Raw genomic sequence first — 13,243 nt, 5'->3', positions numbered from 1 at the left:
CTCTATACACTAGCCAAATCCCACCTCTCAAAGCCAAACCCTGCCACTTCTACAAACGTCTTTCTTTCCTTCTCTAATTTTAGGGTTTTAAGTAAAATCATAAACAAAAATAGTATGGATACACAGCAAAAAGATCTATCGTATTTCAGGTTACGACTGCAAGAATTATTAAACACGAGCTTCCCCGAAAAAGCAAACGACCAAAAATTTATTGAGCAACGTTCATCGTGGGCTGCCAATGCCTATGAAGGTGCTTTTCAGGCAGGAAACACTATTGAGCAATGTGAGCAATATGCAAACTACATTCTTTTTGAAAATCTGCACTTCTCCAAATTCGACACCATTTTTCAGGTGATATGCAATGAATTCGATACCATAATGGCAGACGAGGAACTGCGACCGTTTGCCTTGAAAATGTTCTCAGTTTGTGAGCCTGTTTTTTCCAGCTATGAACTAACTGATGATTTTGCATACGGTTATGAGTTTGATCTACTCTATACCGAAATAACCGGAACCATCGCAATATGGATTGAGGAGAATGGGCTTCAGTAAAAAGCAACATCTCCAACAGAACATTGATGCCCTGCGAATTGCTTTTAAACTAGAAAAGGAGAACCGAAAAGCCACCGTAGGTGAAAGACTGCTAATGATGCAATACAGCGGATTTGGCGGTCTTAAGTTCGTGCTGAACCCCGTAGAAAACGAAATAGACATCAATCATTGGAGAAAAACAGAACACGACCTTTTTTCATTCACACAGAAACTCCACCAACTACTCAAAGAAAATTCCGAAGACGAAAAGCAATACCGCAGGTATGTGGATAGTATGAAAAGTTCCGTACTGACGGCTTTTTATACACCTCCAAAGATCATAGATGCCATTTCATCCGCTTTGCGAGATAATGGTCTGCACATTGATAAATTCCTCGAACCATCGGCAGGTATTGGCTCATTTATACAGTCTTTTTCTGAAAATCAAAATGCCAGTATTACGGCTTTTGAAAAAGATTTGCTGACAGGCAAGATTTTAAAACAGCTTTATCCCGAAAGCAATATTCGTGTAAGTGGTTTTGAGGAAATTGCCGAAAAGGAACAAAATAGCTATGATGTGATCGCCAGCAATATACCGTTTGGCGATACTTCGGTATTTGACCTTTCCTATTCCCGAAGCAAGGACAGTTCAAAAGTGCAGGCTTCCCGAAGTATTCATAACTATTTTTTTTTGAAAGGAAATGATATGCTCCGTGAGGGCGGTTTACAGGTTTTTATCACCTCGCAAGGCGTTTTAAACAGCCCAAAGAATGAACCGATACGCAGGGCATTAATGGAGAACAACAATTTAGTATCGGTTGTCCGATTGCCCAACAATCTGTTTACGGAATATGCAGGTACAGAGGTCGGAAGCGACTTGATTATCCTACAAAAGAATACGGCTAAACAAAGCCTGACCGAAGTTGAGATACTATTTTGTCAAAGCAAGCAAACGGAATACAATACACCTGGCAATGCTTTCTTTCAGGACAGCACAAGAATTGTGCATACCGACTGGAAATTAGATACAGATCCTTATGGACAACCAGCCCTAATCTATACACATAAAGGCGGCGTTGAGGGAATTGCCAATGATCTCAAACAAGTGCTTTTCAAAGATTTTGACGAGCACTTGAATTTGAATTTATACAGAGGCAAACAAAACAATGAGCCTGTTATACCAACACCAAACGTTACACCTCCGATTATCGAACCTGTAACCATTCAACAAAAATCACAACCAATACCCACATCTGTAATTCATCGGGAAAGCCCAAAGGAATTAAAGCAATTAAGCATTTTTGACCTGTTTGAAAGTGTTGACGAACCTGTAATGGTTGCTGCTCCACCAAAAAGAACGACACAGTCCCAAAGGCAAAGCATTAAAACAAACCGCCGTACAATGGGTTGTCAGCCTGACCTGTTCAGTAGTAGTGCAATACAGCAACCCTATACGCCTCCTATTACCAATAGAGCTATCAATGGAAATACATCAGTCAATGGCAAAAAACAGGAAGCTATCGGCGACCTGTTTTCGGGTATCAACGGAAACGGACAAGCTGAAAAGCGAAGCATAACTAACATTGTTCCCGAACCCGCTCTGTATAGTGGCAAACTGCAACCGTTTCACCGCAACGATTGTCTTGTGGTGGATAAAGGTTGGGTTGGTCATCTGCAAAATGTAGATACGGCAGACAGTAAGGCAGTTTTCCATCCCCTACAATTATCATCCTTACAAAAAGCAAGAGCCGAAGCTTATATCGGGGTGCGTGATGTTTATCAAGAACTTTACACTAAAGAAGCAAAGTTTCAAACTGAATACAAAGAAGAAAGGGGAAAACTTAACCGCCTTTACGATGCCTTTGTCAAAAGGTATGGAAGCCTCAACAGTGCAGATAATATCAAACTCATCAAAACAGACAGTTCCGGTAAGGAAATCCCTTATTTGGAGCGTGTTGTTGGTGGTGTGGTACACAAAGCGGATATATTCAGTCGACCTGTTAGTTTTTCTACGGTAAGCATTGCAACGGACAATCCCGAAGAAGCGTTAGCAGCTTCATTAAACAAATACGGCAACGTGGATTTGAGCTATATGTCTGAAATCAGCGGTATGAGCAATGATGTGCTAAAAGAAGCCTTATATGGTCGTATTTACTATAATCCTCTGCAAAAGGAATATGAAATATCCGAACGCTGGATTGCAGGAAACGTAGTTGAGAAAGCCCAAGACATAAGAACCTACATTGGAAATAATCCCGATGATACCGATGCCAAAGCAAGCCTTACCATTTTGGAAGAAGCTCGTCCAAGACGTATCGAATTTGAGGAACTGGATTTTAACCTCGGCGAACGTTGGATACCCACAGGCATTTATGCCCGATTTGCTTCGCACTTATTCGATGCAGATGTACTCATTCATTATTCTGAAAGCTCTGATGACTTCTCGGTAAAATGTCATCAAGGTAATATGCACATTTGGGAAAAATATGCCGTCAAAACCGAAAACAGGACATTTGACGGTATTGCCCTGCTTAAACATGCCCTTGTCAATACCACGCCTGACATTACCAAAAAAGTAAAAATAGGCGACCAAGAAGTAAAAGTACGGGATATGGAAGCCATACAAATGGCAAATACTAAGATTGACGAAATCCGTACCGCATTTACAGAATGGTTACACGCACAAAGCGATGAGTTCAAAACAAGGCTGACCGATCAATATAATGATACGTTTAACTGTTTCGTTCGACCGAACTATAACGGAACGCATCAGGACTTTCCGGGCTTAGATCGTAAGGCACTCTGTATTGAAGATTTGTATTCAAGCCAAAAGGACACCGTTTGGATGATAAAGCTGAACAATGGTGCTATCTGTGACCACGAAGTAGGTGCAGGAAAAACACTCGTAATGTGTACAGCGGCACAAGAAATGAAGCGTTTAGGATTAGTCCATAAGCCGATGATTATTGGGCTGAAAAGTAATGTTCACGAAATTGCCGAAGCATACCGCACTGCCTATCCACACGCAAAAATATTGTTTCCAGGTAAGGAAGATTTTACGCCTCAAAAGCGTTTGCGGATTTTCGGCGATATTAAAAACAACGAATGGGATTGCGTAATCCTCACACACGACCAATTCGGAATGATACCACAATCGTCCGAAATTCAAAAAGATATACTAGAAATAGAATTGGACAGCGTAGAACGTAACCTCGATGCCCTGCAATCACAAGGCAAAGAAGTTACCAGAGGAATGCTTGCTGGAGTAATCAAACGCAAAGAAAATCTCGTAGTGAAGCTCAAAACCCTGCAACATGATATTGAGAACCGCAAAGATGATGTGGTGGATTTCAAGATGATGGGCATTGACCATTTGTTTGTTGACGAAAGCCACCAATTCAAAAACCTAATGTTTAACACAAGACATACAAGGGTTGCCGGATTGGGTAATGTAGACGGAAGTCAAAAGGCATTAAACTTACTCTTTGCTATCCGTACCATTCAGGAGCGCACTAATGCGGATATGGGAGCAACCTTTCTTTCGGGTACGACTATCAGCAATTCATTAACGGAACTGTACCTGCTGTTTAAATACCTGCGACCACGAGCAATGGAAAAACAAGGTATTCATTCTTTTGATGCGTGGGCAGCTATCTACGCAAGGAAAACAACCGACTATGAATTCTCAGTTGCCAATAATATTGTAGCGAAAGAACGGTTCCGTTACTTTATCAAAGTACCAGAACTGGCACAGTTCTACTCAGAAATTACAGATTACCGAACGGCAAAAGATATAGGTATTGACCGTCCAAATAAGAACGAGGTTCTATATAATATACCACCTACGCCAGACCAATCAGTATTTATCCAAAAATTGATGGATTTTGCCAAAACTGGAAATGCAGAACTGTTGGGCAGACCTCCGTTAAGTCAAAGTGAGGAAAAAGCAAAAATGCTCATCGCTACAGATTATGCTCGTAAGATGTCGCTGGATATGCGTATGGTTAGCGGTAAGTATGATGACCATCCCGATAGCAAAGCTTCACACTGTGCAGCAAACATTGCCAAGTATTACAACCAATACAATGCACAAAAAGGAACACAGTTTGTTTTCTCCGATTTGGGAACCTACAAGCCAGGCGAATGGAATGTGTACTCCGAAATTAAACGCAAGCTTGTGGAAGACCACGGCATACCCACACACGAAGTCCGTTTTATACAGGAAGCGAAAAATGATAAGCAACGCAGGGAGCTTATCAAGGGTATGAACGAGGGGAAAATCCGTGTGCTATTCGGTTCAACAAGTATGTTGGGTACAGGCGTAAATGCACAAAAAAGAGCTGTTGCCGTTCATCATCTTGATACTCCATGGCGACCAAGCGACCTTGCCCAACGTGACGGCAGGGCTGTCCGAAAAGGCAATGAAATTGCCAAGTTCTTTGCTGATAACAAAGTAGATGTAGTCATCTATGCTGTAGAAAAATCACTGGACAGCTATAAGTTTAACTTGCTGTATAACAAGCAACTTTTTATAGACCAATTAAAAAACAACAACCTCGGCAAACGAACCATTGATGAGGGCAGTATGGACGAAAAATCGGGAATGAATTTTTCAGAATATGTGGCAATCTTATCAGGAAATACAGATCTGTTAGATAAAGCCAAGTTAGAAAAACAGATTGCAGGGTTGGAAAGTGAAAAACAAGCGTTCAACCGTTCTAAATCCAGTGCCAAATACAAACTGCAAGATTTTACGGAATTGCTGGATAGTACACAATCACGTTTAAACCGAATGAGCCTTGATTGGGAAAACTTACAGCAACGCATACAAAAACGTTCGGATGGCGCAATCATAAATCTTGTGCTATTGGACGGCTTACCTCCCAATGCAGATGTAAAACAAATTGGTGCAAAGCTCAACCTGCTTGCGGACAAAGCTCGTACCGGAGGACAGTATGAAGAAATAGGCAGCTTGTATGGTTTTACACTCTTGGTTAAAACGGAAATAACCGAAAAAGAGGGGGTGGATATTCGGGCAAACCGTTTCTTGGTTCAGGGCGATGGCAATATAAAATACACCTACAATAACGGATTAATGGCAAAAGATCCCGAAACGGCATCAATGAATTTTTTGAGGGCTTTGGAAAAACTGCCGAGCTTTGTAAAACAGGAACAAGAGAAAATTGCTGAAATTCAAAAAGACCTGCCTATACTTCAAGAAGTGGTTAACAGTACTTGGTCTAAGGAAAGTCGATTAAGCGAACTTAAAACGGATTTGGCAGCCGTAGAACGAAAGATACAGCTTTCAATAGAGCCTGTAAAACAAAGCGAAGAACCTGCTGAGCAGGTAGAAAAACGGAAAGAAGCCCCAGACTTTTCAGAAAGTAATGTACGAACTAAAAGCATTTATGTACCTCGTGGCGTACTGTAATGATGTTGTTTATTGTTCTTCCATTTTCTTTATCAGTGCTTCACACAGGCTATCAAGAAATTTTGTTCGATTTATCTTGCGGGCTTTCAATTCCATAAACGTGTGGTAAAAATCGCCTAACTCAATATTAAAAGTATCTTCAAAAATTTTGGCAATCAATTTTATATCTGTATTCCCATTGTTAAATACACCATGGGAATACAGTGCATAAATAAGCTCTGTGAGTGCTGTTTTGCTTCCTGTCCAATTGAGTGAAGAAGTGTCGGGTATCTTAGTAAGATTACTATTTAACTGACCTTCAAGATAAACTTGTATGAGGTCATTAGCAATTATTTTAGCAACTTTATAATCGTGTGAAGTAGAAAAACGATGGTCAGCTTCAAAATAAAAAGTGTCCAACCACAGCCTTATGTCGTGTTTTCCCCGCACAAAAAATTTCTCATCAATGAAAGAATTATTGCTGCGATAATACTTGTAAAAATCAAGGTTGTTATCAAAGAATTTTTTGAGCTTGTTTATTTCTTTGTTCAGAAATTTTTTAACCTGTTTTTCTCCATAAGGTTTTTTTGTTTCGATTTTATAAACAGCATTATAGTAAATGAGCTTTGAAACAATAACAGGTTTCTGATATTTGAAAAAATAGATTTCTGCCTCCATATCTTTAAAGTCGTTTTTTAGTACAAACTCCTTTAAATCTGAAAGGCTTTTAATGATAAGCTGTATAATCGCTTCAATCCTTTTTATAGGGTTGTCAATCTCAATCTCCTGTTCCTGAATTGCAGTTTCCAATTTACGATATGTCTCATTGTAAAATTTATCCATACGCTTCATTTTGAAATTCATGATAGTACCTTGCACCGTCACCGCAAGAATATACATTCGGGTTGGATATACTCTGCATATACTCATTCACGGCTATTCCATTATTTTTAAAAGAAACATTCACCTTTTCTAAACCCATATCATCTATATCTGCGGTTCTTCCAGCAGCATGTACCACAAGAGAAGTAGCGAAGTTTAATTCATTTCCTCCCTGCACAGCATGAACTACAAAGTGATTATTTTCTTTGACTATGCTTATTGCCTCAGTGTTTAATTTAATCTGAATGACTAGTTTAACCATGTCAGCATCAAATTTTCCCAAGGGCATCTCCCCCCTGTGAAGAATAACTACTTTCACCCCAAAACGCGAAACAATATGTGCAAATTCAAAAGTTATATAACCACCCCCGATAAACAAAATGTCTTCTAGTAATTCTTTCAGTTCTAAAAAAGCGGTGCTATCGATGAGGAAATTTTCTCTAGGTATATTGATACTCCGTGGTTTGGCTCCGTTTGCAATAACAAACTTTTTTGCTTGTAAAATATTTTCGTTTATTTGAATGGTATTTTTAGAAACGAATTTTGCTTTGCCGTGATACATTCCAACGTCTGCTCTTTTTAATCCGACTTCAGTTTCAGATATTTTTGGTTCTGTAAAACTCTTTTTAAACCGCATCAAATCTTTCAATGAAGATGTGGTAGAAGTTGTGATGCCTTTTCCCTCCAATTGTTTATTGAGCGTCAATACATGCACTAGGCCGACCAAAACTTTTTCAGGGTCACACCCTCTCAAAGCGCAAGTGCCTCCATAGGGTTGGTAATCAATGATAGCAGTTTTTTTATCTGCTGCTGCACAACGCTTGGCTACGTTACTTCCCGAACCTGTGCCTATCACTATTACATCAAATTTTTCCATTTCAAATACTTCAATTTTTTAAAATATTTTCGCAAAATAATAACAAAGATCCTTTTTGGCTTTATCAAGTGGCACAACAGCTCAGTTTTGCCACATCTTTCCCAAAAGTAATTGCAGCCAATTTGATGCCTTCCCCTAAAGTCAAATAAGGATAAAAGCTTTCTGCTAATTCTTTTACGGTTATTCCATATTTGATTGCCATACTCAATTGTTGAATAAGTTCTCCGCCTTCGGGTGCTACTATTCTTGCTCCGATTAGTTTGTCGGTCTCGGTGTTGCGAATAAGCTTTATAAAACCTCTTGTGTCATTTGCTGCAATGGCTCTCGGCACGTCTTTCAATTCTATTTTAGAAACTTCAAACGGAATATTTTGCAGTTCAGCTTGTGCTTCGTCCAAGCCTGCACCTGCTACTTGCGGGTCAGTAAATACTACCCAAGGTAAAGAAGAGTAATCTGCTTTATTTTCACTTCCTGAAAAAGCATTTTCTACGGCAATTTTTCCTTCAAAAGCGGCTGTGTAAACAAAAGCGGGTGTGTTGGTAACATCGCCCACAGCATAAATATTAGGTAAATTTGTTTCCATTTTTTCGTTTACCAAAATGTGTCCTGTTTTATCAAGTTCCAAACCAATATTTTGCAATCCTAATTTTTGTATATTGGGTGTTGTGCCAGATGCCACTACAATTTTTCCTTTTTCTATAATTTGTGTAAAAGAACCGTCAGGGCATTTACAATGGATAATAGTTTCATTTCCTTTTTTATCAAATTTTACTGCTCTAAAATTTGGCAGGATTTCTATACCTTCGTTACGCATTTGTGTTTCCAAGGCTTCGCTGATGTCAGGAGTTTGTGTTCTTAAAACTCTATCTGTAAATTCGATAATACGCACTTTTACACCCAAACGATTATATGCCATAGCTAATTCCAAACCGATGTACCCTGCTCCCATAATAGTGATGCTTTCGGGTTTTTCTTCTAAATCAAAAAGCGAGACATTGGTCAGGTAGCCAATTTCATTCAATCCTTCAATGTTTGGGATATTGGTAGTCGCACCAGTGGCAATGATGAATTTCAAAGCTGTATATTCTGTTTTACTATCCACAACAATTGTTTTGTTGTCTTTAAACTCTGCCCAACCTGTTACCATTTTCAGGTTTTCAAAATCGCTTACCACATCCATATATTTTTTTTCTTGAAGTGTGGCAACCAATTTTTTCTTGTCTTTGATAACCTGTGCAAAATCAATATCAACTCCTTTTGGTTTAATACCTGTAAAGTTGGAATGTGTGGAGTGATAAGCAGTTTCTCCAGCACGGATTAAATTTTTAGATGGTACACAACCTACATTTACGCAAGTTCCTCCGAAATCTAATCCGCCGTTTACCATCAAGGTTGATAGTCCTAAACTTTCGGCTTTGATAGCTGCTGAAAATGCAGCCGAACCACCACCAATAATGATTAAATCAAAATGGCTGCTATTTTGTAAAGAACTATCTTTTTGTGTAGCGCAACAATCCTCTTTTTTGATTTCGCTTTTTACTTTGTAGTTTTTTGTTTCGTTGATTGTATTTACAATTTCTTCTTTACTTGTTTTTGAAGGATCAAACGAACATTCGCAACTGCCACTTTGATAACTTACTTTGGCTTCTGTTACACCTTCATTTTTTAAAAGCATTTTTTCAATGCCTGTTGCACAATGGTCGCAGGTCATGCCCGAAATTTCAAGTAATAGTTTTTCTTCAGTAACAGCTTTGCCATTTTTATGTTCGGCTCCGTTACCTATTATATTTTTTATGAAATTCATTTTTAATTAAATTTTACTTAGATTATTTTTTTGAACAGCATCCTTTCTTTTCACAGTTTTTATCGGATGAATTTCCCTTTTAACAACAGCTTTTCGACTTGCTTTTATCTTTTTCTGTTGGTCTTAAACCCATGCCAATCGCTTCTTTCAATGCCGTCATTTCTGATTCGTTCAGGTATTTTTGCCCTATGGAAAGCAAATCTCCCTCTATCTGCTTTTCAATATCATTTTCCACTTTCTGCTCGTTATTGTTAATGGCTGAACCATAATTTTTGGTGAAACGATTTTTAAATGCCTGGATAAATTCCGTTTTAAGGTTTTCAGCTTTTTCTTTGCTTAACGGGGTTTTGGCATTTACACGGCTAATCAGGCGATCTGCAATAATGCCGGCTTCTTCCATACTGAGTTTGTCAACATCGGTATTTCGATACCAGTTTTGTTTATTGGCAAAATCAGCCATCAATGTTTTTTCTTCCTCACCGGAAACGGCAGTTACATTTAATTTATTTTCCGTGAAAACCGCATTTGCAACAGATGTGCGCAAGTCTGGTGTCGTATTTTCTTTCCATACTAATGCAATCACTGTACCTGTTCGGTTCAGCCAGGCTTCAGTCACTACGTCGCTTTTATTTTCCAAACTAAGCAGCACAGGTTTGGCTTTGCTGCCACAACCAATTTGAGGTGCTGCGGCACATACCAAAGGAGCTTTATAAAAGCTGATGTTACTTTTAGTATTCGGGGCTTCTTTTGCTGAGAGAAGGGCACCTGCTACAATTAACTTTTTCATTTTTTATTAGTTTTATTATTTTTATTATTTTTAGAAAATGGTTTTAACATTATCAACGCTACCAACAGCGCACCACAACAAATAAGATGAAGCCACATAAGTTTTTACAGGATTGACTATTTGATTTTACGCCTTTGTATTGGGCTTAATAACTTCAATGGCTTTAATCAGTTCTTCGGGTTTGGTTTTGGCGGCATCATACTTTACTATGGCAACTCTTTTCACAGTTTTTATCGGATGAATTTTCCTTTTAACAACAGCTTTTCGACTTGCTTTTATCTTTTTCTGTTGGTCTTAAACCCATGCCAATCGCTTCTTTCAATGCCGTCATTTCTGATTCGTTCAGGTATTTTTGCCCTATGGAAAGCAAATCTCCCTCTATCTGCTTTTCAATATCATTTTCCACTTTCTGCTCGTTATTGTTAATGGCTGAACCATAATTTTTGGTGAAACGATTTTTAAATGCCTGGATAAATTCCGTTTTAAGGTTTTCAGCTTTTTCTTTGCTTAACGGGGTTTTGGCATTTACACGGCTAATCAGGCGATCTGCAATAATGCCGGCTTCTTCCATACTGAGTTTGTCAACATCGGTATTTCGATACCAGTTTTGTTTATTGGCAAAATCAGCCATCAATGTTTTTTCTTCCTCACCGGAAACGGCAGTTACATTCAATTTATTTTCCGTGAAAACCGCATTTGCAACAGATGTGCGCAAGTCTGGTGTCGTATTTTCTTTCCATACTACTGCAATCACTGTACCTGTTCGGTTCAGCCAGGCTTCAGTCACTACGTCGCTTTTATTTTCCAAACTAAGCAGCACAGGTTTGGCTTTGCTGCCACAACCAATTTGAGGTGCTGCGGGACATACCAAAGGAGTTTTATAAAAGCTGATGTTACTTTCAGTATTCGGGGCTTCTTTATTGCCAGAAACGAAAGAGTAAATGACGATTGCTACTAAGAGAAGGGCACCTGCTACAATTAATTTTTTCATTTTTTTTTATTTTTATTATTTTTTTATTTTTATTATTTTTAGAAAATGGTTTTAACATTATCAACGCTACCAACAGCACACACCACAACAAATAAGATGAAGCCACATAAGTTTTTCCAGACTTTATTGACTATTTGAGTTTACACCTTTGTATTGTGCTTAATAACTTCAGCTTGGTATCCTGCTTCCTCAATGGCTTTAATCAGTTCTTCGGGTTTGGTTTTGGCGACATCATACTTTATTATGGCGACATCACCCGGATACTCAACTGATTGTTCTATAACACCATTTACATTTTTCAGAGCTTTTGATACATGGTTTGCGCATCCGGCACAGGTCATTCCTGTAATTTTTAACTTAACAGTTTTACTATTTCTCTGATTATTGTTTTCAGTAATTGCTTTTTTGTTTGATGAAGCAGCACAACATTGTGCATTTGTTTGAAAGGATAGTAGTATAAATCCAATGATTGAGATTAAAAAATATTTTTTCATTATGCTTTTTTTATAAATGATTAAAAAAAATTGCACCCATTTGGGTCGCAAATGTATCCTGCTATCCGTGTGCTTAATTTTCTAAAGTTGCTGCTTCGCCAGAAACTTTGTAACCTGTAGCATCAATAGACTTGATAATTGCTTCCTTGTTAGTTTTACTGTTATCAAATTTTACATCAGCAGTTCCATTAGTACTGTTAGCAGAAACACTTACAATTCCTGGTAATTCATTCACTGCGTGTTTTACATGTTCTTCGCAACTTGCGCAAGTCATTCCACTTACATTAAATTTTACTTCTTGTATGTTATCAGAAGAAATTACAACTATTTCTTTGTCTGCTTTCGGATAGAAAATATGTCCATAATAAGGGAAAGCCATCATCAGAAATGCAAATACTGTTACAATTCCTAAAAACTTTTTAGTTTGCATAAAAGGCGGTTTCTCATCTTCTTCACAAGCACATTCTATTTCTTCGGCAGTGCGTGGTTTGAGTTTTTGATACCAAGCAAAACCCAATACTAAAACGGTAATACCAAGTAAATACGGTCTTACAGGTTCTAACCACGAAAAGGATGACACAATTCCTCCTGCACCTGATATCAGGGCTAAAACTGGTGTAATGCAACAAAGTGATGCTGCAATGGCTGATAAGATACTTGCTCCCGCAAGTTTTCCTGATTTTGATTTTTTATTCATGCAAGTTCTTTTTTTGATTTATTGTTAATAATGATTTTGAAAAAAGGATGTAGTAGTCTTAGATGTTCTGCTTTAAGAGAATAAAAAATTGTTTGTCCTGAACGTCTGGCTTCTATTACATCGCCATCTTTCATTTTTCTTAAATGTTGAGAAATTGCTGGCACGCTCATACCCATAATATCAGCAAGGTCGCAAGGGCAAAGTTCGTCTTCTTCTTCAAGTAGGAACATGATTTTAAGTCTTACTTCATTGCCAGCCAATGCTAACAAACTACTTAATTGGTTAAAAGCTTGAGCATTGGACTGCAGTTTTTCTCTGCATTGTTCTATTTGAGTTTGGTCAGCAAATATTCTAATACACGATTTTGTTTTTCCCATATCTTTTTAATTATTGATTGAATAACGCAGCAAATATACAAATAGTTTTCTTATTTAAGCAAATGCTTAAAAGAAATATGATTAATTTACCCTCTTTAGCATTTAATTATAATACTGTTACCAGGAAGCTATTCTTATGAGTGTGTTATTCTGTCCATTTGGTTATTTTTTAACATTATTTTGAATAACACCCAAGTTTACGGGCAAACTAAATCTTTGGAAGTTTATTGTCCGACGCCAAAGTAGTTTCTATTCTTTATTGATAAAATAGGCTGTCATATAACCATTTACGTTTACTAAAATCATCCGGCTAAGGCTTACAGCCTAAAAAGCTTTCTGTTTCGGCATTATACAGTTCAAAAAGCAAAGGTCAGCTAAGAAGGAGGCAATCAA

General features: G+C 38.0%; 10 protein-coding genes. 2 read left to right on the top strand and 8 right to left on the bottom strand.

Translation table 11 applies throughout. From position 1 onward, the window contains the following. Positions 1–114: 114 nt before the first annotated feature. A complete protein-coding gene (locus BUR17_RS07250) occupies positions 115–552 on the top strand; it encodes a DUF1896 domain-containing protein (protein ID WP_074229647.1) in 438 nt (145 codons plus the stop codon). Beyond that, a complete protein-coding gene (locus tag BUR17_RS07245; protein WP_074229646.1) occupies positions 539–5,962 on the top strand; it encodes an N-6 DNA methylase in 5,424 nt (1,807 codons plus the stop codon). Before BUR17_RS07250 ends, BUR17_RS07245 begins: the two co-directional genes overlap by 14 nt. 9 nt (positions 5,963–5,971) lie before the next feature. Here BUR17_RS07245 and BUR17_RS07240 read toward each other — a convergent pair whose 3' ends face one another. The 8 genes from BUR17_RS07240 to BUR17_RS07205 all read right to left on the bottom strand — a co-directional run bounded on the left by BUR17_RS07240 (position 5,972) and on the right by BUR17_RS07205 (position 12,850). Beyond that, positions 5,972–6,784, bottom strand: coding sequence for an RteC domain-containing protein (locus BUR17_RS07240; RefSeq protein WP_074230253.1), 813 nt, complete (start codon positions 6,782–6,784; stop codon positions 5,972–5,974). Further along, positions 6,777–7,700 (bottom strand): FAD-dependent oxidoreductase, encoded by a 924-nt coding sequence (locus BUR17_RS07235; protein WP_074229645.1) that lies wholly within the window; start codon positions 7,698–7,700, stop codon positions 6,777–6,779. The genes BUR17_RS07240 and BUR17_RS07235 overlap by 8 nt, the downstream gene beginning before the upstream one ends. A gap of 64 nt (positions 7,701–7,764) precedes the next feature. After that, positions 7,765–9,504, bottom strand: a complete 1,740-nt coding sequence (gene merA, locus BUR17_RS07230) for a mercury(II) reductase (protein ID WP_074229644.1) — start codon at positions 9,502–9,504, stop codon at positions 7,765–7,767. Positions 9,505–9,583: 79 nt separating this feature from the next. Next, a complete protein-coding gene (locus BUR17_RS07225) occupies positions 9,584–10,291 on the bottom strand; it encodes a hypothetical protein (RefSeq protein ID WP_074229643.1) in 708 nt (235 codons plus the stop codon). Positions 10,292–10,541: 250 nt separating this feature from the next. After that, complete coding sequence (locus tag BUR17_RS07220; protein WP_074229642.1) at positions 10,542–11,282, bottom strand: hypothetical protein; 741 nt, start codon at positions 11,280–11,282, stop codon at positions 10,542–10,544. Positions 11,283–11,422: 140 nt separating this feature from the next. Next, positions 11,423–11,776: a heavy-metal-associated domain-containing protein gene (locus BUR17_RS07215; protein WP_074229641.1), complete on the bottom strand. Its 354-nt coding sequence runs from the start codon at positions 11,774–11,776 to the stop codon at positions 11,423–11,425. 73 nt (positions 11,777–11,849) lie between these two features. After that, on the bottom strand, positions 11,850–12,473 hold the full coding sequence (merTP, locus tag BUR17_RS07210; protein WP_074229640.1) for a mercuric transport protein MerTP: 624 nt from the start codon (positions 12,471–12,473) through the stop codon (positions 11,850–11,852). Then, a complete protein-coding gene (locus BUR17_RS07205; RefSeq protein WP_074229639.1) occupies positions 12,470–12,850 on the bottom strand; it encodes an ArsR/SmtB family transcription factor in 381 nt (126 codons plus the stop codon). The genes merTP and BUR17_RS07205 overlap by 4 nt, the downstream gene beginning before the upstream one ends. Positions 12,851–13,243 lie beyond the last annotated feature (393 nt).

Source organism: Chryseobacterium scophthalmum, assembly GCF_900143185.1.
In the GTDB taxonomy this organism is placed as follows: domain Bacteria; phylum Bacteroidota; class Bacteroidia; order Flavobacteriales; family Weeksellaceae; genus Chryseobacterium; species Chryseobacterium scophthalmum.
This window is presented reverse-complemented; position numbering and strand designations above follow the sequence as displayed.